Annotated in this window: 26 protein-coding genes, 4 tRNA genes and 1 pseudogene; 16 read left to right on the forward strand and 15 right to left on the reverse strand. The window is 72.0% G+C overall.

Features of this window, described 5'->3' with window-relative positions; all coding sequences use genetic code 11:
* Window positions 1-29 precede the first annotated feature (29 nt).
* Window positions 30-959, forward strand: a complete 930-nt coding sequence (locus tag K7I03_RS15420) for a LysR family transcriptional regulator (RefSeq protein WP_185942429.1) — start codon at window positions 30-32, stop codon at window positions 957-959.
* Window positions 960-965: 6 nt separating this feature from the next.
* Here the strand turns inward: K7I03_RS15420 and K7I03_RS15425 are convergent, their stop codons facing one another.
* Entirely contained in the window at window positions 966-1,868 is a 903-nt protein-coding gene (locus K7I03_RS15425) for an alpha/beta fold hydrolase (RefSeq protein ID WP_224347066.1), read from the reverse strand.
* A 248-nt stretch (window positions 1,869-2,116) separates the two neighbouring features.
* On the opposite strand from K7I03_RS15425, the gene K7I03_RS15430 reads away from it, so the two are divergent.
* The 4 genes from K7I03_RS15430 (at window position 2,117) to K7I03_RS15445 (ending at window position 4,842) form a co-directional block, all read left to right on the forward strand.
* A complete protein-coding gene (locus K7I03_RS15430) occupies window positions 2,117-2,869 on the forward strand; it encodes an SDR family NAD(P)-dependent oxidoreductase (protein ID WP_185942430.1) in 753 nt (250 codons plus the stop codon).
* 125 nt (window positions 2,870-2,994) lie between these two features.
* Window positions 2,995-3,606: an HhH-GPD-type base excision DNA repair protein gene (locus K7I03_RS15435; RefSeq protein WP_185942431.1), complete on the forward strand. Its 612-nt coding sequence runs from the start codon at window positions 2,995-2,997 to the stop codon at window positions 3,604-3,606.
* Between the two features lie 93 nt (window positions 3,607-3,699).
* Window positions 3,700-3,996 (forward strand): type II toxin-antitoxin system VapB family antitoxin, encoded by a 297-nt coding sequence (locus K7I03_RS15440; protein ID WP_004943146.1) that lies wholly within the window; start codon window positions 3,700-3,702, stop codon window positions 3,994-3,996.
* A gap of 174 nt (window positions 3,997-4,170) precedes the next feature.
* On the forward strand, window positions 4,171-4,842 hold the full coding sequence (locus tag K7I03_RS15445; RefSeq protein ID WP_221902864.1) for a LytR C-terminal domain-containing protein: 672 nt from the start codon (window positions 4,171-4,173) through the stop codon (window positions 4,840-4,842).
* A gap of 54 nt (window positions 4,843-4,896) precedes the next feature.
* Here K7I03_RS15445 and upp read toward each other — a convergent pair whose 3' ends face one another.
* On the reverse strand, window positions 4,897-5,532 hold the full coding sequence (upp, locus tag K7I03_RS15450) for a uracil phosphoribosyltransferase (RefSeq protein WP_185942432.1): 636 nt from the start codon (window positions 5,530-5,532) through the stop codon (window positions 4,897-4,899).
* Between the two features lie 138 nt (window positions 5,533-5,670).
* Here upp and K7I03_RS15455 point away from each other — a divergent pair, with 138 nt between their 5' ends.
* The 4 genes from K7I03_RS15455 (at window position 5,671) to K7I03_RS15470 (ending at window position 7,536) form a co-directional block, all read left to right on the forward strand.
* On the forward strand, window positions 5,671-5,958 hold the full coding sequence (locus K7I03_RS15455; protein WP_185942433.1) for a hypothetical protein: 288 nt from the start codon (window positions 5,671-5,673) through the stop codon (window positions 5,956-5,958).
* A gap of 335 nt (window positions 5,959-6,293) precedes the next feature.
* Window positions 6,294-6,824 (forward strand): tRNA adenosine deaminase-associated protein, encoded by a 531-nt coding sequence (locus K7I03_RS15460; protein WP_185942434.1) that lies wholly within the window; start codon window positions 6,294-6,296, stop codon window positions 6,822-6,824.
* A gap of 61 nt (window positions 6,825-6,885) precedes the next feature.
* On the forward strand, window positions 6,886-7,380 hold the full coding sequence (gene tadA, locus K7I03_RS15465; protein ID WP_185942435.1) for a tRNA adenosine(34) deaminase TadA: 495 nt from the start codon (window positions 6,886-6,888) through the stop codon (window positions 7,378-7,380).
* Window positions 7,381-7,449: 69 nt separating this feature from the next.
* Window positions 7,450-7,536: transfer RNA gene (locus K7I03_RS15470), tRNA-Ser, on the forward strand.
* Between the two features lie 63 nt (window positions 7,537-7,599).
* Here K7I03_RS15470 and K7I03_RS15475 read toward each other — a convergent pair.
* The 5 genes from K7I03_RS15475 to K7I03_RS15495 all read right to left on the reverse strand — a co-directional run bounded on the left by K7I03_RS15475 (window position 7,600) and on the right by K7I03_RS15495 (window position 11,538).
* Complete coding sequence (locus K7I03_RS15475; protein WP_185942436.1) at window positions 7,600-8,400, reverse strand: ABC transporter permease; 801 nt, start codon at window positions 8,398-8,400, stop codon at window positions 7,600-7,602.
* Window positions 8,397-9,368, reverse strand: coding sequence for an ATP-binding cassette domain-containing protein (locus tag K7I03_RS15480; RefSeq protein WP_185942437.1), 972 nt, complete (start codon window positions 9,366-9,368; stop codon window positions 8,397-8,399). Before K7I03_RS15480 ends, K7I03_RS15475 begins: the two co-directional genes overlap by 4 nt.
* Before the next feature lie 46 nt (window positions 9,369-9,414).
* On the reverse strand, window positions 9,415-10,251 hold the full coding sequence (locus K7I03_RS15485; protein ID WP_185942438.1) for a DUF4097 family beta strand repeat-containing protein: 837 nt from the start codon (window positions 10,249-10,251) through the stop codon (window positions 9,415-9,417).
* 118 nt (window positions 10,252-10,369) lie between these two features.
* A complete protein-coding gene (locus tag K7I03_RS15490; protein WP_185942439.1) occupies window positions 10,370-10,891 on the reverse strand; it encodes a YlcI/YnfO family protein in 522 nt (173 codons plus the stop codon).
* 149 nt (window positions 10,892-11,040) lie between these two features.
* A complete protein-coding gene (locus tag K7I03_RS15495; RefSeq protein WP_185942440.1) occupies window positions 11,041-11,538 on the reverse strand; it encodes an STAS domain-containing protein in 498 nt (165 codons plus the stop codon).
* 757 nt (window positions 11,539-12,295) lie between these two features.
* On the opposite strand from K7I03_RS15495, the gene K7I03_RS15500 reads away from it, so the two are divergent.
* From K7I03_RS15500 to K7I03_RS15515, 4 genes are all read left to right on the forward strand, one after another.
* Window positions 12,296-12,460 carry a hypothetical protein gene (locus K7I03_RS15500; RefSeq protein WP_004943131.1) on the forward strand — a complete coding sequence of 55 codons (165 nt, stop codon included), beginning with the start codon at window positions 12,296-12,298 and terminating at the stop codon, window positions 12,458-12,460.
* A 97-nt stretch (window positions 12,461-12,557) separates the two neighbouring features.
* Window positions 12,558-12,851 (forward strand): Dabb family protein, encoded by a 294-nt coding sequence (locus K7I03_RS15505; protein WP_185942441.1) that lies wholly within the window; start codon window positions 12,558-12,560, stop codon window positions 12,849-12,851.
* 268 nt (window positions 12,852-13,119) lie between these two features.
* Entirely contained in the window at window positions 13,120-13,971 is an 852-nt protein-coding gene (locus K7I03_RS15510; protein WP_185942493.1) for an RNA polymerase sigma factor SigF, read from the forward strand.
* A gap of 198 nt (window positions 13,972-14,169) precedes the next feature.
* Complete coding sequence (locus tag K7I03_RS15515; protein ID WP_004943124.1) at window positions 14,170-15,003, forward strand: RNA polymerase sigma factor SigF; 834 nt, start codon at window positions 14,170-14,172, stop codon at window positions 15,001-15,003.
* A 588-nt stretch (window positions 15,004-15,591) separates the two neighbouring features.
* On the opposite strand, the gene K7I03_RS15520 is transcribed toward K7I03_RS15515, so the two are convergent.
* A complete protein-coding gene (locus K7I03_RS15520) occupies window positions 15,592-15,813 on the reverse strand; it encodes a hypothetical protein (RefSeq protein WP_185942442.1) in 222 nt (73 codons plus the stop codon).
* Window positions 15,814-16,047: 234 nt separating this feature from the next.
* Here K7I03_RS15520 and K7I03_RS15525 point away from each other — a divergent pair, with 234 nt between their 5' ends.
* Together K7I03_RS15525 and K7I03_RS15530 are read left to right on the forward strand one after the other, a co-directional pair.
* A complete protein-coding gene (locus K7I03_RS15525; RefSeq protein ID WP_185942443.1) occupies window positions 16,048-16,551 on the forward strand; it encodes a MarR family winged helix-turn-helix transcriptional regulator in 504 nt (167 codons plus the stop codon).
* Between the two features lie 30 nt (window positions 16,552-16,581).
* Window positions 16,582-18,216: an MDR family MFS transporter gene (locus K7I03_RS15530; protein WP_185942444.1), complete on the forward strand. Its 1,635-nt coding sequence runs from the start codon at window positions 16,582-16,584 to the stop codon at window positions 18,214-18,216.
* 317 nt (window positions 18,217-18,533) lie between these two features.
* Here K7I03_RS15530 and K7I03_RS15535 read toward each other — a convergent pair whose 3' ends face one another.
* The 7 genes and pseudogenes from K7I03_RS15535 to K7I03_RS15565 form a co-directional block, all read right to left on the reverse strand.
* Window positions 18,534-19,322 carry a TetR/AcrR family transcriptional regulator gene (locus K7I03_RS15535; protein WP_185942445.1) on the reverse strand — a complete coding sequence of 263 codons (789 nt, stop codon included), beginning with the start codon at window positions 19,320-19,322 and terminating at the stop codon, window positions 18,534-18,536.
* 64 nt (window positions 19,323-19,386) lie between these two features.
* A complete protein-coding gene (locus K7I03_RS15540) occupies window positions 19,387-20,925 on the reverse strand; it encodes an MFS transporter (protein ID WP_185942446.1) in 1,539 nt (512 codons plus the stop codon).
* Between the two features lie 112 nt (window positions 20,926-21,037).
* A pseudogene (locus tag K7I03_RS15545) lies at window positions 21,038-21,352 on the reverse strand (winged helix-turn-helix domain-containing protein); the annotation flags it as partial.
* 181 nt (window positions 21,353-21,533) lie between these two features.
* Window positions 21,534-22,604, reverse strand: a complete 1,071-nt coding sequence (locus K7I03_RS15550; protein WP_185942447.1) for an amidohydrolase family protein — start codon at window positions 22,602-22,604, stop codon at window positions 21,534-21,536.
* Window positions 22,605-22,705: 101 nt separating this feature from the next.
* Window positions 22,706-22,779: transfer RNA gene (locus tag K7I03_RS15555), tRNA-Met, on the reverse strand.
* A gap of 47 nt (window positions 22,780-22,826) precedes the next feature.
* Window positions 22,827-22,899: transfer RNA gene (locus tag K7I03_RS15560), tRNA-Arg, on the reverse strand.
* Window positions 22,900-23,104: 205 nt separating this feature from the next.
* A tRNA-Ser gene (locus tag K7I03_RS15565) sits at window positions 23,105-23,195 on the reverse strand.
* Window positions 23,196-23,402: 207 nt separating this feature from the next.
* Here K7I03_RS15565 and K7I03_RS15570 point away from each other — a divergent pair.
* On the forward strand, window positions 23,403-24,002 hold the full coding sequence (locus K7I03_RS15570; RefSeq protein WP_185942448.1) for an SSI family serine proteinase inhibitor: 600 nt from the start codon (window positions 23,403-23,405) through the stop codon (window positions 24,000-24,002).
* The last annotated feature ends 17 nt before the right edge of the window (window positions 24,003-24,019 follow it).

Below are 24,019 nucleotides of genomic sequence, written 5' to 3' on the forward strand. Positions count from 1 at the left end.
CTTGCCGAGGGCCATCCGGGGGGACATCCGTGGAACGCGACGAACTCGACTGCTTCCTCATCCTGGCCGAGGAACTCCACTTCGGCCGCACCGCCGACCGCATGCGGCTGTCCAGGGCACGGATCAGCCAGCTCGTCCAGCGGCTCGAACGGCGGCTGGGCGCGCCCCTGTTCGTCCGGACGAGCCGGCGCGTGGAACTCACCGCGCTGGGCCGGCGGTTCCGCGACGACGTGGCGCCGCACCACGGGGCGATCGAGGCGGCGGTCGCCCGGGCCACCGCGTCGGCGCGCGGGGTCAGCGGGGTGCTGCACGTCGGGTTCACCGGGCCGCTGGCGGGCGAGATCGCCATGAAGGCGGCCGAGGCGCTGCGCGCGGCCCGCCCCGGCCTGGGGGTGGAGCTGTGCGAGGTACCACTCTCCGACCCCTACGGGCAGCTCCGCAAGGGGGATTTCGACATCCAGCTGCAGGAGTTCCCGGTACGCGAGGACGACCTGGGCGGGAGCCCGGTGCTGTTCACGGAGGCCCGGGTGCTCGCGGTGGCCGACGGGCACCCGCTGACGGCACGGACGGCCGTCTCCCTGGAGGACCTCGCGGACGTCGAACTCCTGACGATCGCCGGGCCCTTGCCCGACTACCTGCTGGAGCACCACGTCCCGGCGCGGACCCCCGGCGGCCGCCCGATCGGCCGGGGCCCCGGGGTCACCAACCTGCGGGAGGCGCTGATGCTCGTCGCGGGCGGCAAGGGGGCCCTGCTGACGGCGGCGCACACGGCCACGTACTACGCCCGCCCGGGCGTCGTGTACCTGCCGTTCGAGGACGCGGCGCCCGTGGACTACGGGCTGGTGTGGCGCGCCGGGGACACCACCGGCGCGGTGCACGCCTTCGCCCGCACCGCCCGCGAGGTGGCGCGGGAGGTGCGGGCGAAGACGGGAGCCGGGCAGGACGTACTCACTGCGTAGAGACGCCTACTTGCCGAGGAACGCCATGATCCGCCTGTTGACCTCCTCCGGCGCCTCCACCATCGGGAAGTGACCGACGCCCCGCAGCAGCGCGCCGTCCGACCCCTCGGGGAGCGCGGCGACGATGTCGGCCAGGATCTCCTCGTCGACGACCGGGTCCTCACTGCCGTGCAGGTAGAGGGTCGGCTGCGTCGGGAGCTCGGCCAGCAGGTGGCCCATCTCCCACTCGGCGGTGCCGAACTTGTCCGACGGGAAGTTCTGCCGGTAGAGACCAAGGCCCATCCGGAGGTTGGCGGGGTCGCGCAGGGCGTCCTTGCCGGCCTTCGCGTCCTCGGCGGGGTCGAAGCCGGGGACGTCGCCGCTCCAGTGCTGCCACAGCCAGTCGATGTAGCCGAAGTCGTTCACGGGTACGAGCTGGTCGGCGACGTCCATCTGGAAGAAGTAGAAGTGGCTGTTCTTGTGGATCTGCTCGGGGACCGCCGCCCGGCGCTCGTAGAACCGCAGCGGCGGGACGTCGGCCACGACCACCTTCGACCAGCGCTCGGGGGCCAGGGCCGCGGCGCCCCAGGTGGTGAAGCCGCCCCAGTCGTGCCCGATGATGACCGCGTTCCCGTCGCCGCCGAGCGCCTCGTGCAGCGCGTTGGCGTCCGCGACCAGGTCCTTCATCAGCATGCTGCCGTCCGCCGGCACCTGGCTCGGCGCGAAGCCCCTCATGTACGGGGCCACGACCCGGTATCCGGCCTCCACCAGCACCGGCATCAGGTGCCGCCACATCCCCGGCGTCTCCGGGAAGCCGTGCAGGAGCAGGGCGAGCGGGCCCTCGCCCTGCTCGACGTAGGCGAGCTCGACGCCGTTCACGGTGATGCGCTTGGTTTCCACGTACTTCCCCCACAGGAATCGCTTGGGCACGCTCGTCTGTAACGAACGTTCTATCCAGACAGGAGTCACAGTAGCACCACTAGAACGGTCGCTCTAGCGACTTCCTCACCCCTTCCGCCGGCTCCCCGCCCACCGCGGCAGCCGGACGTACGGGCTCCGCCGCGCCGGGCGCGCGCCCGCCCTCGCGACGCGGGGTCCACACCCGCGGACTCCACAGGTGTGGACCCCGCTCCCGCGTGGGTACCGAGTGGGTCGTCGGCCGACGCGAAGGAGCCACCGTGCGGATCAACGAAGCCGTCGCCCTGGTGACCGGCGCCAACCGAGGTATCGGGCGCGCCCTGGTCAGCGAGTTCCTGTCCCGCGGCGCCGCCCGCGTACACGCCGCCGCGCGCGACCCCCGGTCCCTGGAACCGCTGGCCGCCGAGGCCCCGGACCGGATCGTCCCGCTCACCCTGGACATCACCGACCCGGCCGCCGTCACGGCCGCCGCCGAGGCCGCGCCCGACGTGACGCTCCTGGTCAACAACGCGGGACGGCACGGAATGGGCCACCTGCTCGACATGGACCTGACCGACGTCGAGGCGGTCATGCGGACGAACTGGCTGGGCACCCTCCTCGTCCTGCGCGCCTTCGCGCCCGTCGTCGAACGCAACGGCGGCGGCGCCGTTGCCAACGTCATCAGCGTCGGCGCCTTCGCCGGCACCCCGGCGATGGGCGCCTACCCCGCGTCCAAGGCCGCGCTCGCCCTGCTCACCCAGGCCGTCCGGGTGGACCTCGCCCCGCGCGAGATCAGCGTGCACGCCGTCTTCCCGGGCCCCGTCGAGACGGACATGCTGCGCTACGCCGCCGGTCACCTGAAGAACCTCGGCGCCGTCCCCACCGCGTCGGCCGCCGACGCGGCCCGCGCCATCGCCGACGGCATCGAGGCCGGCGACGAGGAGATCTTCCCCGACCCGTTCGCCCGGCAGGTCCGGGACGGCCTCCGGACCGACCCCAAGGGCGTCGAGCGGCTGCTCCTGTCCATGGAGTGATGCGGTGGAGTGATGTCGGTGCAGTGACGTCGGTGGAGTGACGCCGATGGAGTGACGCCGATGGAGTGATGAACCGCCCCCGCCCGCACATGCGGAGCACACGCTCCCGGGAGACCATCGGTCCCATGGAGCACACCCTCCGGCTCGCCCAGCAGGAGGACGCCGACGCGCTGCTCTCCCGCAGCCCGCTCGCCGCCCTGGTGGGGATGCTGCTCGACCAGCAGATCCCGATGGAATGGGCGTTCACCGGCCCGTACACCCTCGCCCGGCGGCTCGGCCGTGACGACCTCGACGCGCACGAGATCGCCGCGTACGACCCGGAGGCGTTCGCGGAGCTCTGCGCCGCCAAGCCGGCCGTCCACCGCTATCCGGCCGCCATGGCCGAGCGGATCCAGCGGCTCTGCCGCCACCTCGCCGAGCGGTACGACGGTGACGCCGCCGCCGTCTGGCGGGACGTGCCCACCGGTCCCGAACTGCTGCGCCGCCTCACCGACCTGCCGGGATTCGGCCGGCAGAAGGCACAGATCTTCCTCGCCCTGCTGGGCAAGCGGCTCGGGGTGCGCCCCGACGGCTGGCGGGAGGCCGCGGGCCCGTACGGCGAGGAGGGCAGCCACCGTTCGGTGGCGGACATCACCGGCCCCGACTCCCTGCGCGAGGTCCGGGCCTTCAAGCAGGCGGCCAAGCAGAAGGCGAAACAGGAGAGGGAACGGGGAAAGCCGGCGCCGCCGAAGCGCTGAACGGGCCGCGGGTCCCGGTATGCGGCCGATTGTCGCCTTCCGACTCCCGTGCCATGGCTGCGCTCGGCACCACCGGCCCGGTAGGCTTTCCGTGTGATCTTCAAGCGCATCGGAAACGGTCGGCCGTACCCCGACCACGGCCGGGAAAGCACCCGCCAGTGGGCGGACGTCGCACCGCGCCCGGTACGCCTTGACCAGCTGGTGACCACCAAGCAGCAGCTCGACCTGGAAACGCTGCTCGCGGAGGACTCGACCTTCTACGGCGACCTCTTCGCCCACGTCGTGAAGTGGCAGGGCGACCTCTACCTGGAGGACGGCCTGCACCGCGCCGTGCGCGCCGCGCTCCAGCAGCGCCAGGTGCTGCACGCCCGCGTGCTCGAACTGGACTGAGCCCCCGGAACCGGTCGCGTACCGGTCCGGTCATCGCTCCGGCAGGGGCCGTCCGCCCCTCCGGCCCCTTCGTTCACGGCCGTTTCCGGCCGTTATTGGCCCTTTTGGGTTGGGGTCGGCGCAACCGTTGATCATCTAGTAGGCACCGGCCCCCGCCCGCACTACGCTGCGCCCATGAGCATGCTCACCCCTCCTGGCATGGGCGGCAAGTACCGCATCACGGGCCGTCGGTTCCCGCATATGCGCCGGCCGAGGAACCCGCGGAGGGTCGTGCTCGCCGCGGTCGCCGCGGTCGCCGTCCTGGGGCTGGGCGGCTGGGGGACGGTCCAGCTCGTCGACGTCTTCTCGGGCGGCGGGAGCGGCTCCCCGCAGGCGGCCCGGAAGAGCGCCGACTGCGGCCGGGACGGGCACGGCGACACGACGGACGCCAGGGCCGCCGGCCGGCCGGCGCCCCGCGAACTGCCCCGGCCCGGCGACATCACCGTCAACGTCTACAACGCCACCCCGCGCAGCGGCCTGGCCAAGACGACCGCGGACGAGCTGAAGGCACGCGGCTTCCGCATCGGCAAGGTCGGCAACGCCCCCGCGCCCTACGACAAGAACGTCGAGGGCACGGCGCTGCTGCTGGGCCCGCCCGAGGACGCCGAAGGGGCGATGCGCGTCCTGGAGGAGCAGGTCGGCGAGGCGACGGTGAAGAGCGACGTCCGCAAGGGCACGGACATCGACCTGATCATCGGCACCGGCTTCAAGGAGCTCAGGCCCGCGCCGGGCGCGAGCCGGGCACCGGCCGCGCCGCGACCGGCCCCGTCGTCCCCGGCACCCTCGAAGAGCGCGGCGAAGTGCTGAGCGAGCACGGGCTGACCGAGCACTGCCTGACCGACCGGTGAACCAGCCGGTCGCTCAGCCGGCCGTCCCGTACATCCGGTCGCCCGCGTCCCCGAGGCCCGGCACGATGTAGCCGTCCTCGTTGAGGCGCTCGTCCACGGAGGCGGTGACGACGGTCACCGGGGTGCCGGCGAGCTCGCGCTCCATGACCTCGACACCCTCGGGGGCGGCCAGCAGGCAGATGGCGGTGACGTCGTCGGCGCCGCGCCCGATCAGCTCGCGGATCGCCGCGACCAGCGTGCCGCCGGTGGCCAGCATCGGGTCGAGCACGTACACCTGGCGGCCCGAGAGGTCGTCCGGCATCCGCGTCGCGTACGTCTCCGCCTTGAGGGTCTCCTCGTTGCGGATCATGCCCAGGAAGCCGACCTCGGCCGTGGGCAGCAGCCGGACCATGCCGTCGAGCATGCCCAGACCGGCCCGGAGGATCGGCACCACCAGCGGGCGGGGGTGGGACAGCTTGACGCCGGTGGTCGCGGTGACCGGCGACTCGATGTCGACCTGTTCGGTCCGCACGTCCCGCGTGGCCTCGTAGGCGAGCAGGGTGACCAGCTCGTCGGCGAGCCGCCGGAACGTGGGGGAGTCGGTGCGCTTGTCGCGCAGCGTGGTGAGTTTGTGCGCCACCAGCGGGTGGTCGACGACGTGGATCCGCATGACATCGACATTATCCGAGCTTTCGGACACCGGCTCCCGGCCCCACGGTGGCATCACACCACCGCTCAGGGGGAAAGTGGGCACGTACGCCCGGCCTGCTCCGCCGGGCGAGACCCTCGGCACGAGGTGGTGCTGCGCATGGCCGAGCGTGACGAACGCGGACCGGGAGCCCGTAAGGGCCCCCAAAGCCCGGCGGAACCGGCGGTTTCGGGGATACGGCCCAGGGAGCGTCCCCGGGAGCGCTCCCGCGAACGCCCGCAGGACCCGGACACCCCCCTGGACGACGACGGGGAGCGGCGGCGCCGGCGCGCCCAGTTCCTCCGTGAGCTGAACGAGGCCCGGGAGCTCCGCGACCGGGTGCAGCCGCGCCGCGCGCGGGCGGCGCGCATGCGCCAGCAGATGCGCATGCGGACGTTCAGATGGTGAGCTGAGCGGGCGGCGGCTGGTGAGCTGAGCGGGCGGCGGCCGCCGCCGTCCCGGTGACGGCCGTCACGCCGCCGCCGTTTCGCGCGTCCCGCCGCCGTTTCCCGGAAGGCGCTCCGGGACGGCCCCCGAACACACCCCGGATGGCCGTCCGGGGGCGCCCCCACGGGTCCGCGCCCCCGGATCGTCCCCGGAAAAGTCCCGGGAATCTCTCGGACTACTGCACGACGCAGCGCGGAAGACCTCTCGCAACGGCCGGGTTTCTGCCACGATTCCGAGTGGGCGGGGTGCTGTCCCCGTCCGGCCCGGCACCGCCTATGACCAGTGGGAGAGTCACGGTGTACTTCGCCGCATTGCTCGCGCGCTCCGACGACGGGTGGGAAGCGAGCGACACAGACCTCGACAACGTGGAAACCCTGTCCGACTTCGTCGACCTGGCCCGTGAGACCTCGATCGCCGACGACACGGTCCTGGTGCTGATCGAGCAGGAGGACGCCTGGTTCGGCATCGTCCGGGTGGACGGCGAGGACGACCCGCGGATCTTCCTCTCCGACAGCCTGCTCGCCAAGCGGAGTTCCTACGGCTCCATGCTCGTCGACGAGATCGTCGGCCGCGACGACAGCGACGCCGACGACCTCGACACCCTCGACCTCGACGGCACCGAGGACGGCGAGCCGGAGCCCGCAGAGGACGAGGCCGACACCGCGGACGCCGCCGGGACGGCGGTGCCGAGCGGTCCGCTGGGCGACCCCCGGCTGCTGGAGGACATCGGCATCGGCGAACGGCAGCTGCTCGCCCTGACCGGGGACGCCCTCAGCGAGATCGCGGACGCCCTCGGCTGCACCGACGTCCTGGAGGCCGTCCGCTGACGGCCGCGGGGGCGCGGGGCGCGGGGAGTGCGGCCCGGCGGGGCTCGCCCACACTGGTGCCATGAACGACGCCGCCCCCGGCCGCCCGCCCGGTCCCGACCCCGTCCGCGATCCCTGGCTCCCCGCGATGCGGGCCGCCCTGGAGGAGGCCGCGCGGGCCCCCGGGACGGGTGACGTCCCGGTCGGGGCCGTCGTCCTGGCCCCGGACGGCACGGTCATCGGCCGCGGCCGGAACGAACGCGAGGCCACCGGCGACCCCACCGGCCACGCGGAGGTGCTCGCCGTCCGCGAGGCCGCCCGCGCCGTCGGCGAGTGGCGGCTGTCCGGCTGCACCCTGGTCGTCACCCTGGAACCGTGCACGATGTGCGCCGGCGCCATCGTCCTCTCCCGCCTCGACCGCGTCGTCTACGGCGCCGCCGACGCCAAGGCGGGCGCGGCGGGCTCCCTCTGGGACGTGGTCCGCGACCGCCGCCTCAACCACCGCCCCGAGGTCATCACCGGCGTCCTCGCCGACGAGTGCGCCGCCCTCCTCACCGACTTCTTCCGCACCCGCTGAGCCCCCTCCGCCCGGGTCTCCGAAGAACCGATTTCGGACCACGGCCACTCGTCCGCTAAGCTCTCTCTCGGTAGCGTGTCCGAGCGGCCTAAGGAGCACGCCTCGAAAGCGTGTGAGGGGGCAACTCCTCCGTGGGTTCAAATCCCACCGCTACCGCTTCAAGCCCGAGGGCCCGACCCGATCCGTGTGATCGTGTCGGGCCCTCGGCGTTTTTCGTGGTCATGCCCGCCGATCGGCGGCCGCGCCGCGGTGGAAGACCGTGCGGGCCCAGAAGTAGCCGGTCAGGGTGAGGGCGAGGCACCAGGCGACCGCGGTGATGCCGCTGGTGCCGATCTCCGTGCCCGTCAGGAGGCCGCGCAGGGTCTCGTTGACGGAGGTGAAGGGCTGGTACTCGGCGAACCAGCGGAGGCCCGAGGGCATGGACTCCGGGGGGACGACGGCGCTGCCGAGGAAGGGGAGGAACTGGAGGGGCAGGGGGATGTTGCTGGCCGACTCCGGGTTCCTGGCCACCAGTCCGATGCCGGCCGCGAGCCAGGTGAGGGCGAAGGTGAGCAGGGTCAGCAGACCGGCGGCGGCGAGCCATTCGACCGGGCCCGCGTGCGGCCGGAAGCCGACGAGCAGGGCGACGGCGACGACGCAGACGATGCTCAGCAGGGTCTGGATGACGCTGCCGGCCACATGGCCGGTGAGAAAGGCGGAGCGCGAGATCGCCATCGTCCGGAAGCGGTTGACGATCCCCTCGGTCATGTCGACGCAGACCCCGACGGCGGTCACCAGGGCGCCGGACGTGGCGGCCATGAGGATGATGCCGGGCGCCAGGTAGTCGACGTACTCCCCGCCGGAGGCCGGGCCGTCGATGCCGGCGCCGAGGGCGCCTCCGAAGACGTAGGTGAACAGGAGCAGCATCAGCACCGGCGTCATGACGACGGAGACGGTCAGGGACGGGTAGCGCCGGGCGTGTTTGAGGTTGCGGCGCAGCATCGTCAGGGAGTCGGCGACGGCATGAGAGGGGGCGGTCACCGTACGGGCTCCTTCGGACGGCCGGTGAGGCTGAGGAAGACGTCGTCGAGGTCGGGGGTGTGCACGGTCAGCGACTCGGCGCGGACCGCCGCGTGGTCCAGGACGTCGAGGACGGCGCGGAGCGTGGGGACGCTGTGGTCGCCGGGGATCCGCAGGGTGAGGTCGTCGTGGTCGGCGGTGCCGGTGCCGAACGCCGTCGTGGCCGCCGCGAGTCCGTCGGCGTCGGCGAACCGGAGGCTGATGTGGGCGCCGGGCACCCGGCGCTTCAGCTCCCCGGCGGTGCCCTCGGCGACCAGGCGGCCGCCGTCCAGGACGGCTATGCGGTCGGCGAGCCGGTCGGCCTCCTCCAGGTACTGCGTCGTCAGGAACACCGTCACGCCGTCGTCGTCGACCAGTTCCCGGATGATCTCCCACATGACGCGGCGGCTGCGCGGGTCGAGGCCGGTGGTCGGTTCGTCGAGGAAGACGACGCGCGGCGCGCCGACGAGCGTCATGGCCAGGTCCAGCTTGCGCCGCATGCCGCCGGAGAATGTGGCGGCGGTCCGGTCGGCCGCGTCGGTCAGGTCGAAGCGGTCCAGGAGGTCCTCGGTGCGGAGGCGGCCCTCCCGGCGGCCGAGGTGGTGCAGGTCCGCCATGAGCGTCATGTTCTCGCGGGCGGTGAGCAGGTTGTCGACGGCGGAGAACTGGCCCGTGACGCCGATGCGGGCGCGGACCGCGTCGGGCTCGCGGAGCAGGTCGTGGCCCGCGACCCGGGCCTGCCCGGCGTCGGGGGCGATGAGTGTGGAGAGGATCCGTACGGTGGTGGTCTTGCCGGCGCCGTTGGGGCCGAGGAGCGCGAAGACCGTTCCCTCGGGGATGCTCAGGTCGATGCCGTCCAGCACCGGCCGGCCGCCGTAGGACTTGCGGAGGCCGGTGGCACTGATCGCTGCGGTGCCGGGTGGTACGAGTGATGTCGGTGGTGCGTTCATGACGTTCTGCCCTTCTGTGGGTGAGAGGTCACGAGCGGGCGGACGGTCAGGGGCGGCGGATCTCGATGTCGCCGATGCCGGTGCGGGCGCGGACCTCGACGGTGTGCTCGGCCCCGCCGGGGCCGTCCGACGGGCTGAGCAGATTGCGGACGCTGCCGAGGCGGGTGTCGACGTCGAGCCAGGCGGCCGTGGCCGGGGCGATGCCGACCTCCAGGTCGCCGGCCGAGGACTGGAGGGTGACCCGGCCGCGGACCACCTCGTCCAGCCGGATGCCGCCGTTGGCGGACCGCGCGTCGACGTCCCCGCGCGCGGTGCCGACGGTGATGGGCCCGTTCGACGAGCTGACCCGGAGGTCGCCGCCGACCTCGCCGAGCGCCGTCTCGCCGTTGAGGTTCTTGACCGTGGCGGTGCCGCCGATCGCTCCCGCGTCGATCGGGCCCGCGCCGACGAGTTCGGCGTCGCCCCGCGCGCGGTCGAGCCGGATGCCGCCGTGGCTCGTCCGCAGCCACGCCGCCGCCGTCTCGCCGGCGCGGACGTGCCCGGTCGAGGTCCTCAGCCGGCAGTCGCCGAGGCGGCCCTCGCAGAGGAGGTCGCCGATGAGCGCGGTGGCCCGGACGTCGGAGCCGGCCGGCAGCTCGATCCGTACCTCGACCGAGCCGGTCGGGCCGAACAGCGACCGCTGCCGGGGCCCTTTGACCAGCAGGGCGCCGTCCGAGCAGGCGATACGGGTCTGCGCGGCCGCCCGGACGTCCGCTTCCTCCCCGGGGTCGGTCGGCAGGACCTCGACCACGGTGTCACCGCGGTCGCCGGCGATGAGCCGGAGCAGTCCGATGTCGAACTCGACGGTGGCGCCGACGGGTTGGGGTGTCTCGAAAATGGGCATGGCTGTGCCGTCCTCATGACTGGGTGGGAGGCGGGCGGGTGAAGGGATACGGCGAGATGGCGGCGCGGCGCCATGATGGCGCCAAGATGGCGTCAGGCGTATGCGGATCCGCGCCGGGTCAGCGGACCCAGCCCGTGAAGCTCTGGCCCCGGTGCCGCGTGGGCCCGGCCGGGCGGCCGGCGCGCTCGCCCGCTTCCAATGCGGCGGCGACGGCCCGGACCAGCCAGGCGTTCACCGACAGCCCCTCCTGGGCGGCGGCCTCCTCGGCCCGCGCCTTGAGGTGGGCGGGAAGCCGCAGGTTAACGCGGGCGGTGCCACCCTCGTCGCCGTCGCCCTGGGCGGGGGCCGGCGGCAGGGCGGCGCCGGGCGCCGCGGCCTCCGCGTAGGGCCCCTGGGCCGGCGGCGGCGTCACCACGAATTCCGGGTCCAGGCCGCGGAGCCGTACGTCGACCGAGCCCGGCGCCAGGTCACGGGTGACCTCCTCCATGGCGGTGGAGAGCGCGTTCAGCAGGGTGAGCCGGGCGGCCGACTCCAGCGGCGCGGACAGCCGTTCGGCCAGGGCACGCGCGTCGTCCCCGCCCGCGCTCGCGGCGACCGCGAGCTCCTGGCGGAGGGTGTCGACGTAGGGGGTGAGGTCCATGACGCCACTATGGCGTCATATTGGCGCCACAGCAAGCGAGTTGGCTCCGGCAGAGCCATCGCGGAGCCCTCGGGCGCACGGCGTGGGGGGTGGACGGAGGGCACCTATTCGGCCACCCCCGCACCACCCTCCGTCCGTGCGTCCGTCCGCTACGCCGGGACGTTTCCGTCCCGCCCGCATGGCACCTCGTCCTCGTCGGAAGCGGCGGGGACGCCGGCCGCCTTGCCCGGCGTCACGGGCGCACCCGGAGCGCCGGAAGCCTCCGGCGCGGCGGCGCCGGCCGTGCCCGGTACCCCGAGCCCGGCCGGCGGGCCCGGGGGCGCGTCGAGCCAGTGGAAGGCCGGCTCGAGGCGGACGATGCGGATCACCTTGGACACGCGCGGGCCACCCCGCACCACCCGCAGCCGGCCGCCGCCGCGGGCCACCCGGTTGCGGGCGCGGAGCAGCAGGCGGAGGCCGCTCGCGTCGAGGAAGGTCACACCGCGCAGGTCGATGACGAGGTCGGCGCGGCGACGGCCGGCCAGGGCCTCCAGCCGGGGGCCGAGCTCCTGCTCGGCCAGGATGTCGATCTCTCCGGACAGTTCAATGGTGACCGCTCCCCCCGCCACACGCTCCCGCATGGTGAAGGCGAGCTCGTACCCGCCCATGCGAACCTCACCGTTCTCCCTCACTCAGGTACCGCAGCACACCGGATCCCGTTTCCCACGTGACAGCACCGGGACGGCCGCTCCGGCGAGCCGGTGAGCGCCTCGGGCCGTGTGCCTTTCTGGTGCCCCGGTGCCGGGCTCTTCTCACCTCAACTGACCCAGAGTTCATCCGTGTTGGAAACTTTCGCGGTACCGCCGAGAGGGTTGTGCGGATTCGGGCGGCGGAATCGGCGGAATTGCACGGGCATGACCGGAAGCGGGAGGAGAGAAGGCAGCGGGTTCCGCACACCGGAGAAGTTCCGTACACCGGAGAAGACTCGGCGCACCGGAGAAGACTCCGCGCACCGGAGAAGAGGGGGAGAAGGCGGGGGGAAGCGGCATCGGGGGGACAAGCCGCTTCCCCCCATGAGGACACGGACCCCGAGTACGGGCCGCAGTCAGGGGGAAGCTCGCGGCCCGGACCCCGCAGAGGGGTTCCTTGTCCCAGGCCCGTCGGATTCCTGCCAGATCCGGCGGGCACTCCCCCATCCTCCGCTCCGGGAAACGGCGGACGGGTGGGCGAAGGGCCCCCTTCGCCGGGGCTTAAGTCCTTAAAGGTGGTGTGAGCGACCGCCGTCAGGGGACGCCGTCCGCGAAATCCCCCGGCGATCCGCACCGGACCCACTCTCTCCCGGCTTCGTCCATCTGTACGGATAGACTCTCGCAAGCGCTACGGGGGACTTCGACGGAAGAAGGCGGACGGGGAGGCGGCAGCGGCATGGCGCAGGCCAAGAAGATCACGTTCTGGGTGCTCGCCGTTTTCATCGGCTACACGATCATCCATTCCCCGGCCAGGGCGGCGGAGCTCGTCCAGATAGGCTTCGAGGGGATCTCGGACGCCGCCAAGAGCATCGGCGAGTTCATGACCGAGCTGATCAAGTGAGCTCCCGCCGTCCGGAGCCTCCGTGCGCCGCGGGCCGACGTGCCACAGGTCCCGCGTCCCCCTTCGTGCACCCCGTCGTCCGGAAGGCGGCCATCCGATGATCCGTCACCTCGTCCTGTTCAAGCTCAACGAGGGCGTCGGGCGCGACGACCCCCGCGTCCTCGCCGGCGTCCAGGCGTTCGAGAAGCTGGGCGGGGAGATCCCCGAGCTCCGCTTCTGGGAATGCGGCTGGAACGTCTCCGAGCGCCCGATCGCGTACGACTACGCGATCAACTCCGCCGTCGAGGACGCCGAGGCCCTCCAGCGCTACCTCGACCACCCGGCCCACCAGGCGGGTGTCGGCCTGTGGCGAGAGTTCGCCACGTGGGTGATCGCCGACTATCCGTTCTGAGCCGCATTCCCCGCCGGAGCCCCGGCACGGGCCCCTCGCCACCACGGCGAGGGGCCTTTTTCGCGTGGTCAACACGGCGTTATGCGGTGCTTGCACACAGTGGACATGTCTTGTGATGCTATGACCGCTTTTGACGGATGAGTTGACCTGGAGCTGACCGCGAAGGGGTGGTGTGACCGTGCCGGCCCGTACAGCGTCAGAGGAGACGTCGGCGTCAGAAGAGAACCCCCCGCCACCGCGGGGGGCCCAGCGGGAGATCGCGCCGGAGATCCCGCGAGAGACCCGCCGGGAAGCCCGGCCGGAAGCCCGGCCTGAAGTTCAGCAGGAGACCCCGCGGGAACCGCAGACGCGGGAGAGCCGGGGCGCGGACGCCCGGGCGCTGACGCAGGTGCTCTTCAAGAAGTTCGCCACCCTGGAGCCCGGCACACCGGAGCACGCCCGCGTGCGCGCCGCCCTCATCGAAGCCAACCTCCCCCTCGTGCGGTACGCCGCGGCGCGTTTTCGCAGCCGCAACGAGCCCATGGAGGACGTCGTCCAGGTCGGCACCATCGGTCTCATCAATGCCATCGACCGCTTCGACCCCGACCGCGGGGTGCAGTTCCCGACGTTCGCGATGCCCACCGTCGTCGGCGAGATCAAGCGCTACTTCCGCGACAACGTGCGGACCGTGCACGTACCGCGCCGGCTGCACGAGCTGTGGGTGCAGGTCAACGGCGCCACCGAGGACCTGACCGTGCTGCACGGCCGGTCGCCGACCACCGCCGAGATCGCCGAGCGGCTCAAAATCGGCGAGGACGAGGTGCTCGCCTGCATCGAGGCCGGGCGCTCTTACCACGCCACCTCGCTGGAGGCCGCCCAGGAGGGCGACGGCCTGCCCGGCCTGCTGGACCGGATCGGGTACGAGGACCCCGCGCTGGCCGGGGTCGAACACCGCGATCTGGTGCGCCACCTGCTCGTCCAGCTGCCGGAGCGGGAGCAACGCATCCTGCTGCTGCGCTACTACAGCAATCTGACGCAGTCGCAGATCAGCGCGGAGCTGGGGGTGTCGCAGATGCACGTGTCGCGGCTGCTCTCCCGGAGCTTCGCCCGGCTGAGATCCGCAAACCGTATCGACGCCTAACCCTTGTGGGTGACACCCTCTCCGGACTCCCCGGCAGATATGTCGACTTGACGCTACAGCGCGTTGCCGACATGTGACATTCTGCTGGAACTGCGTTTGCCACAGCGCAGCCTCCGGTATTCAGGTGGGGGCTGCACCCTCGGCCGAATCCGCGGCCGGGGCTGTGCTGTGATCCGTCCGCGACCTCAAGGGGGTGGCATGTCCGTAGACCTGGGCAGCGCGAAGGTGCTCACCAACGACGCACCGCACGCCGTGCTCGACGACTGCGAAGCCATCGACACCCGCACCCTCTCCCGCTCCCTCTTCCTGCGGCTGGCGGCCCTGGACCGGGACAGCGCCGAGCGTACGTACGTCCGTGACACCCTCATCGAGCTCAACCTCCCCCTCGTGCGCTACGCGGCGGCGCGGTTCCGGAGCCGCAACGAGCCGATGGAGGACATCGTCCAGGTCGGCACCATCGGACTGATCAAAGCCATCGACCGGTTCGACTGCGAACGCGGGGTGGAGTTCCCGACGTTCGCGATGCCCACGGTCGTCGGCGAGATCAAACGCTTCTTCCGGGACACCAGCTGGTCGGTGCGGGTGCCACGGCGCCTGCAGGAGCTGCGGCTCGCCCTGACCAAGGCCAGCGACGAGCTCGCGCAGAAGCTGGACCGCTCCCCCACCGTGCCCGAACTGGCGCTGTGCCTGGGCGTCTCCGAGGAGGACGTGGTCGACGGGCTGGCGGTGGGCAACGCCTACACGGCCAGCTCGCTGGACTCCCCCTCGCCGGAGGACGACGGCGGCGAGGGCTCGCTCGCCGACCGGCTGGGCTACGAGGACACGGCACTGGAGGGCGTCGAGTACCGGGAGTCGCTGAAGCCGCTGCTGGCCAAGCTGCCCCCGCGCGAGCGCCAGATCATCATGCTCCGCTTCTTCGCCAACATGACGCAGTCGCAGATCGGCGAGGAGGTCGGCATCTCCCAGATGCACGTCTCCCGGCTGCTCACCCGGACGCTCTCCCAGCTCCGTGAGGGCCTCATCTCCGACTGAACCGCACCACCCACCCACTCGCAGGCAGGACGGACCACCGGTCGACCGACCCCGGTACGGCAGCGGCGGACCGCGACACGCAGGTCGCGGCGGGGGCCGCCGGGCCGTCCGGCAGGTACACGGCGCCTCCGGCGCCGGCCCGCCACCCCCTCCGGGGACGGCCGCAGAGCCGATGCCTCCTCCCGCACGGCGGACACCCCGCTCCCGGGCGACGGGCGGTACGCCTCGTGTGCGTCGCGCACATCAGAAGCGGCGGGCAGAAAGCGGGCTGAAAGGGCTTCGGGGGGCGAGCATGAAGAGCCGTATCCCGACCTCAACCGTGCCCTCGTGTCAGCCGCGCGCGAGCCTTGGCCGCGCTCTCTTGTCAGCCGGGGAAGAGCTCCGGCCGAGCGCGAGCCTCAGCCGCGCCTCCCGTGTCAGCCGAGCACGAGCTTCACCAGCGCCCTCGCGTCAGCCGAGGACGAGCTTCCGGCCGAGCGCGACCCTCAGCCACACCCACGCCTCAACCGCGCCCTCGCGTCAGCCGAACACAAGCCCCAGCCGCGCCAGCCGCGTGAGCCGCGCCCCCGCGTCCGTCACGCCCCCGTGTCAGCCGAGCGCGAGCCAGGCGACCGCCGCCACGACCGCCAGCGCCGCCACGACGCCGAGGATCACTCCCACCCGGGGACCGGACGAGGACGAGCGCCCATGGCTCGCCGGAGCGGCCGCGCGGGGCCCGGGAGCGCCCTCGTCGACGAAGGCGCGGAACATCTGAGTGCTGCCCGCGGGGTCGTAGGTGCCCTCGGGACGCTGCTGATGGGGGTTGGCCATGGACCAGGACCCTAGCGAAGACGGCCCGGCCCCCGCGCGCGGGGCGGCACTCTCCGCGTCTGGGGCCGGCGCGGACACCCACCGCTACGAACAGTCCTGGCGCCGCACTCCGTCACACCCCCTTCACTCATCGTTTTATCGTTGAACTTGACCTCGCCTTTACCGCTTTTCGTTTGCCTTCAGCAACCAACAACCTCTATGGTTGCCCTAAGCAACTTAAAACGGGAGGATCCGTTGGCCGCGCACGAGCAGTACCAGGAGCTCGCCCAGCAGCTCAGCGCCATCGGCGTCATCAAGCGCGGCCTCGCCCGGGTCCTTCCCCCCGACTGCCCGCCCACCTCGGTCATCGTGCTCACCCTGCTCAAGCGGTACGGCGAGATGCGGATGAGCAAGCTCGCGGAGCTCCTGGTCGTCGACATGTCGGTGACCAGCCGCCACGTGGCGTACGCCGCGGAACGGGGCTGGCTCGACCGGCAGCCGGACCGGCTGGACAAGCGCTCCCGGCTGCTGCGCCTCACCCCCAGCGGCGAGGCGCTGCTGGACGACGTCAGCGCCCGCTACACCGAGGCCCTGGCGCACTGCCTGGGTGACTGGAGCGACGCGGAGATCGCCCAGATCGTCGGTCTGCTCGCCCGGCTCCGGGAGAGCTTCGGCGAGTGCCACCGGCCCGTCGCCCCCGGCGGGGCCTCCCCGGCGCACGACCTCGCGGCCTGCCCGTCGGCCCGTACACCCCACTGACCGCCCGACAGCATCACGAAAAGGAAGTCCATGGCCAAGACCACACCGTCAGGTGTGCGGGACAGCCACACCGATCACGCCCCGTCCGACGCCCCCGGCATCGACATGACGCACAGCCAGATCATGCGTGCGCTGTCCGGGCTGCTGCTCGGCATGTTCGTGGCGATCCTGTCGTCGACGATCGTCTCCAACGCGCTGCCGCAGATCATGCACGATCTGCACGGCAGCCAGTCCGCCTACACCTGGACCGTCACCGCCGCGCTGCTCGCGATGACCGCGTCGACGCCGCTGTGGGGCAAGCTCTCCGACCTGTTCAGCAAGAAGCTGCTGGTCCAGGCCGCGCTGGTGGTCTACGTCGCCGGTTCCGTGGTGGCCGGTCTGTCGCAGAACACGAGCATGCTCATCGCCTGCCGTGTCGTGCAGGGCATCGGCGTCGGCGGTCTGTCGGCCCTCGCCCAGATCGTCATGGCCGCGATGATCTCGCCGCGCGAGCGCGGCCGGTACAGCGGTTACCTGGGCGCCACGTTCGCCGTCGCCACCGTCGGCGGTCCGCTGCTCGGCGGCGTGATCACCGACACCAGCTGGCTCGGCTGGCGCTGGTGCTTCTACGTCGGTGTGCCGTTCGCTGTCCTCGCCCTGATCGTGCTCCAGCGCACCCTGCACCTCCCGGTCGTCAAGCGGCAGGTGAAGGTGGACTGGCTCGGCGCGTTCTTCATATCCGCCGCCGCCACGCTGCTGCTGGTCTGGGTGACCCTGGCCGGCAAGAACTACGACTGGCTGTCCTGGCAGACCGCCGTCATGGTCAGCGGCTCCGTCCTGCTGGGCGCGATCTTCATCCTGGTCGAGTCCAAGGCCGCCGAACCGATCATCCCGCTGCGGCTGTTCCGCAACAAGACGATCGCCCTCGCCTCGGCGTCGAGCCTCTTCGTCGGTGTGGCGATGTTCAGCGCCACTGTCTTCCTCTCGCAGTACTTCCAGCTCGCGCGGGGCAAGACGCCGACCATGTCCGGCGTCATGACCATCCCGCTGATCGCCGGCCTGTTCATCTCCTCGACCGTCTCCGGTCAGGTCATCACCAAGACCGGTCGCTGGAAGGCATGGCTGGTCTCCGGTGGCGTCCTGCTCACCGCCGGTCTGGGCCTGCTGGGCAGCATCCGGTACGACACCCCGTACTGGCAGCTCGCCTGCTACATGGCGCTCATGGGCCTCGGCATGGGCATGATGATGCAGAACCTGGTGCTCGCCGCGCAGAACCAGGTCGCCCCCAAGGACCTCGGCGCCGCCAGCTCCGTCGTCACGTTCTTCCGCTCCCTCGGTGGTGCGGTCGGCGTCTCGGCGCTGGGCGCGGTCATGGCCAACCGGGTCACGGACTACGTCAAGGACGGTCTGACCGCCCTCGGCCCGAAGGGCGCGGCCATCGCCAAGCAGGCCGGTGGCGGCGGGGGCATCCCGGACGTCAAGCACCTGCCCGAGCCGCTGCGTTCGATCATGGAGAACGCCTACGGGCACGGCGTCGGCGACGTCTTCACCTACGCCGCCCCGACCGCGCTGGTCGCCTTCCTGCTGACCCTGTTCATCAAGGAAGTGGCCCTCAAGGGCCGGCCCGGCGCGCCGGCGGACTCCTCCGCCCCGGCGAAGGACACCGAGCCGGCGAACGCCGCCTGAGGCCCACGCCTCACAGACTCCGGCCGGACGTCCACGAGCGGGGACGACCGGCCGGCGGCCCGGGGCCGAACGGCATGACATGACCCCGGGCGAACGGCCCCGGAAGCGGTGCGCACACAAGGCAGGGGACGGCCTGCGCGCGGCTTCCGGGGCCGAGTGCTTTTCCGCTCACCGATGGTGAGGACGGTGAAGGCCCCCGTCCGCGAAGGAATCTCCTTCGCGGACGGGGGCCTTCACCGTTTCCAGGCCGTACGGAGTCTTCCGAGCCGCGCGGCCGGGACTTCACCGCCTCGGGACAGGGGACGTTACGACGACGCCTAGTCCCGCGCCCGGCCCCGCATCACCTCGATGCCCGCGATCACCGTGTCCAGCCCGATGGCGAAATCACGCTCCCACATGTCGTCGAGCAACCCGTCGCGCATCCTGTGCGCCATCTCCACGCTCTCCTGGTACCGGTCCGCGAAGTCAGCCCGCCCGGTCACCGTGTCCGTGATCTCCTTGAAGTACTGGTCCTGATCGACGCCGGCCGCCCGGCAGCGCTCCTCGTAGAGTGTCTGGACGGTGGCGAAGCCGTAGACGAACTGGAAGAGGGCGCCCAGCGAACCCGCGATCCGGCTCGGCTCGACCCCGCTGTGCCGGAGCACCCGGAGGGTGACGTCGGAGAACCGCATCGCCTTGGGGCCGATGTTGAGGTACTGGCCGACGAGCCGGGCCACCCAGGGGTGCCGGGTGAGCAGCCCGCGGTACTCACACGCGAGGTGCCGGAGCTGGTCGCGCCAGTCGGCGTCCGCGGCGTCCGGGTCGGGGAGCGCGATCTCGCCGTTCGCCTCGTCCAGGGCCAGTTCGAGGAGGTCGTCCTTGTTGTCGACGTACCAGTAGACCGACATGGCGGTCACCCCTAGTTCGGCGGCCAGGCGGCGCATCGAGAACTTGGCCAGCCCCTCGGCGTCGAGCAGGCGGATGGCGGCCGCGATGATCCGCTCACGGTCCAGCGAGCCCGGCTGCTCCCGGGACCGGTCGGCGGACGCCCTGCGCCGCGGGGAGGGTTTCTCCTCGGCCAGCCAAATGCTGGTCCTCGGGTTCCCCGCGCGATTGCCGCCGGCCATGCGTTCCCTCTCCACCACTTCGCTGCTCCGTCCTCGATGCTAGGCCCTGCCGGCCGCACCGCTCTCAAACACCCGGCCCCGCCGGGGCGGCCGGCGCGGCGTCGGCCCGCTCGGCCCTGCGCAGCAGGAGGGCCGCCACGACGCCGCCCGCCAGCACGGCCGCCGCGCCGACCAGCTGGCCCGCCTGCACACCGGACGCGAACGCGTCCTGCACCGCGGAGCGCTGCGCGGCCGTCCGGGCCTCGCCCAGGGCCTCCGGCAGCGAGCCGGCCCCGGCGGCGACGGCCGGGAGCAGCGCGGCGAAGCGGGAGTTGAGCACCGCGCCGAGGACGGCGACACCGAGCCCGTTGCCGAACTCCTGGAGCGTGCCGTTGACGCCCGCGCCGACCCCGGCCTTCTCCGGCGGGATGGCCGACATGATCGCGGTGGCCATGGCCGGCGTGGCCAGGGCGATGCCGGTGCCCATCAGGATCAGGCCGGCGAGCATCCCGCCGTACCCGTGCGCGCCGGTCCAGGCGATCACGGCCAGGCCGGCGGCCAGCAGTGTCATACCGCCGGCGATGGTGAGCGGGCCGCCGAGCTTCGTCATCAGCCGGGCGCCGACGCCCGTGAGGTTGAGGACGACGATCATCAGGGCCAGCGGCGTCATCCGCAGCCCGGTCTCCAGCGGGCCGTAGTGCAGCACCAGCTGGAGGTGCGAGGTGAGCAGGAAAAACGATCCGCCCATGCCGAGCGCCACCAGGATCCCGCCCATGACGGCCGCGACGAAGCGGCGGTTGCGGAAGAAGTGCATGTCGAGCATGGGGTACGGGATGCGCAGCTCCCAGAGGACGAACGCGGCCATGATCAGGACGCCGGCGCCGCCGGACAGCAGCACCCGGCCGGACGTCCAGCCGTGCTCGGGACCGGAGATGATCGCGAAGACGATGCCGGTCATGCCGAGGGTGGAGAGCAGGGCACCGAGGTAGTCGGGGCGGTCGCCGGCCGGGTTCTTCGACTCGGGCACCAGCTTGAGCACGGCGATCAGACCGATGACCGCCACCGGGATGTTGACCAGGAAGATCGAGCCCCACCAGAAGTGGTCGAGGAGGGTGCCGCCGATCAGCGGCCCGCAGGCGAAGCCGAGCGAGCCCACCGCGCCCCAGATGCCGATCGCCTTGGTGCGCTCCTCGTCGTCGAAGACCTGGACGACCACGGCGAGCGTGGTGGTCATCAGCAGCGCGCCGCCGACGCCCATGCCGGCCCGCGCGGCGATCAACTGGCCCGTCGTCTCCGACAGTCCGGCGCCGAGCGAGCCCAGGCCGAACAGCGCGAGCCCGGCGGCCAGCATCTTCTTCCGGCCGTAGCGGTCGGCGAGGTTGCCGGCGGTGAGCAGCAGACCGGACTGCACCAGCGAGTACGCGTTGAGCATCCACTGGATGTCGGCGGTCGCGGCGCCCATCTCCGTGGTGAGCGACGGGATCGCCACATTGAGAACGGTGTTGTCGAGCAGCACGGTGAGCTGCGCGAGGCATATGACGCCCAGGATCACCCAGCGGGTGGGGTGACGGGCGGGGTGGGATGTGTGCGAAGAGGGTGACGCGACAGGGGTGGACGCCGCCATGGCGAGCTCCTTGCAGGGCGGACCGACGTGATCGGTCTACACCGTACAGGGAGCGCTTCTACGGTGTACAGGGAATTTGCCATACGCCGTAGAAGAGCCTTCCGGGCGACGCTCAGACCGCCACCGCCGGCTTCAGGACGTACCCCATGCCGCGCCGGGTGTGGATCATCGGCGGCCGGCCGGCGTCGATCTTCTTGCGCAGATAGGAGATATAGAGCTCGACGACGTTGCCCCGGTCGCCCCGGCCGCCCCCGCCGAAGGAGTGCGCCCAGACCCGGTCCAGCAGCAGCGTCTTGCTGAGCACCCGGCCGGGCTCCCGCATGAGCTGGCGCAGCAGCGCGCACTCCGTCGCCGTCAGCGGGATCGCCGTACCGCCGCGGACCGCCTCACGGTTCGCCTCGTCCAGGACCAGATCGCCTACGACCAGGCGGGGCCGGGCACTTGGGGCTCCGAGGGCGGGGCGGGGGCGCGCTTCCGTCGATGCGATGGTCATGCTGATGAGCGTGCGCCGGGCCCCTGAGAGCCGCCTTTCCGCCGTCTGGGAAACGTCTGAGAATCCGCCGGGGGGGCAGGGGGAGCCGCGGGATGGAAAAGGGAGTCAGCCGCGGTCATCCGGCGGCCGGCGCACCGCCCTCGTCCGGGCCCGGGACGCCGAGGAGTCGCGCCGCGTTGTCGTGGCACACCCCGCGCAGCCAGTCGTCGTCCTGCCCCAGCCGGGTGAGGGCGGCCAGGGCGTGCCCGTACCCGTAGGGGATGTTAGGGAAGTCGCTGCCGAACAGGATCCGGTCCCCCAGCGCCGCCAGCCGCGGGCGCTCCCCGACGGGGAACGGCGCGACGTCCTCGATGAAGTCGGTGAACGCCATGGTCGTGTCAAGGTGCACGCCCGGATACCGCTCGGCCAGATCGAGGAAGGCGCCGTACTCGGGGACGCCCATGTGGGCCACGACCAGCCGCAGCCCCGGGTGCCGGGCCAGCACCCGCCCGATGGGCCCCGGCCCGGTGAAAGGCCCCGGCAACGGACCGGAACCGCAGTGCGTCACCACCGGCACACCCGCCTCCGCCAACAGCCCCCACACCCCGTCCAGCAGGGGGTCGCACGGGTCGTACGCGCCCACCTGAAGGTGCGCCTTGAAGATCCGCGCACCGGCGTCGAGCGCCGTCCGGACCGACCGGACGGCTCCCGGCTCGGGGAAGAAGGTGGCGGTGTGCAGACAGTCCGGCGTACGGGCCGCGAAGTCCGCCGCCCAGGCGTTGAGCCAGTCCGCCATGCCCGGCTTGTGCGGATAGATCATCGACGTGAACGCACGCACCCCGAAGGCGCGCAGGGTGCGCACCCGGTCGTCCTCCGCGTCCCGGTAGGTGACCGGCCAGGAGCGGCCGATCGCCTCCGCGGCCGCGTCGAAGTAGGACCAGACCTTGGTAAGGACGCGCTCGGGCATGAAGTGGGTATGCACGTCGATCAGGCCCGGGAGCCCGAGGTCGCGCCAGAAGCGGGGAATCCTGTCGTCCGGCAGGTCGCCGGGGCGTGCGCCGCCGCGCCATACGCCGTCGGGCGGTACGCCGTCGTGCCATGTGTCGTCGTGCCATGTGTCGTGGGGCAGTACGCCCTCGTGCCCGATGTCATCGGGCTGTACGCCGTCGTGCCGTCTGCCGCCATGCCGTACGTCGTCGTCTCGCATGGAGCTCCCTTCGGCGCGGCCGGGCCGGGCCCGGGTTTGACTCCGGTCCGGGTTGGGAACGCCGAAGGCCCGGTACCTGGGTACCGGGCCTTCGGATCGAGTAGCGGGGACAGGATTTGAACCTGCGACCTCTGGGTTATGAGCCCAGCGAGCTACCGAGCTGCTCCACCCCGCGACGGTCGAGAGACCGGGTCCAACACTGTGGCACCGGCCTCTCGGCTGTGCGCTCGGCAGGATTCGAACCTGCAACCTCTTGATCCGTAGTCAAGTGCTCTATCCGTTAAGCTACGAGCGCTTGGCTTCCCGGCGGTCTTTCTTGCCGGTCGGCGTTGCGGGAACAACATTACATGAACTGCGCCGTGAGGCGAAATCCATTGCCGCAACCCCCTCTGACCTGCGGAAACATCGCGGAAACCCCTGGGGAACCCCGAGGAGCCACCGCCGAGGCGGAAACACGGAAAAGCCCCGGCCGTCGGATCGACGGCCGGGGCTCCCGGCTGCGGAGGCGGAGGGATTTGAACCCTCGATGGGCTTTAAGACCCAAACCGCATTAGCAGTGCGGCGCCATAGACCGGACTAGGCGACGCCTCCAGCACACCCACGCGTGCGCGGATGTTGCGTGCAGATGATGACACAGCCCTGGGGCTCGCCACCAATCGCACTCTACGGTACCGGGCCCGACGGCCCCCGGGCAAAGCGGTTCCGGGCGCGCAACGCACGGCGCATCCGGGCGTTAGAGGGGTGAGGATGCGGCCGGTCCGCCGGGCCGCACCACCCCGCGACCCTCGGAGTCCCCGCATGCCGCTCCACCGTCCCCGTACCCGGCCCCGCCCTTCCGGCCGTCCCGCCGGCCGTCCCGCCCTGGCGGCGGCCGCGCTCGTACCGCTGCTGCTCCCGCTGATCGGTGCCTCGCCGGCCGCCGCCCGCCCGCTGCCGGTCCCGCCGGGGCCCGGGGCGGTGCCGGCCACGGGGGCGCCGCTGCCAGGCCCGGGCGCAGGGTCGGCGCCCGGGCCGGGGAACGCTCCGGGGAGCACGCCGGCAAGCGCGCCGGGGAGCACGCCATGGGACCACCTCACCGTCGTGATCGTCGACAGCGGACGGAACGACGGCCGGTACGAGCTCCACTGCCACCCGACGTTCGGCACCGTCCCCGACCCGCAGGGCGCGTGCGACCAGCTCGACGGGCAGACGCGCTGGGACCGCGACCTCTTCGCCCCGGTGCCGGCCGACGCGCAGTGCACGATGATCTACGGCGGTCCGGAGCGGGCGCATGTGAGCGGGACGTGGGCCGGGCGCCCGGTCGACACGGACTTCACCAGGGTGAACGGGTGCGAGATGGCGCGCTGGAACCGGTTCTCCCACCTCCTGGGCGAGCCCGCGCATCCGTCCGAGGGCTGAGCCTGTTCCCTTCCTCT

It is taken from the genome of Streptomyces mobaraensis (assembly GCF_020099395.1).
Classification (GTDB): Bacteria; Actinomycetota; Actinomycetes; order Streptomycetales; family Streptomycetaceae; genus Streptomyces.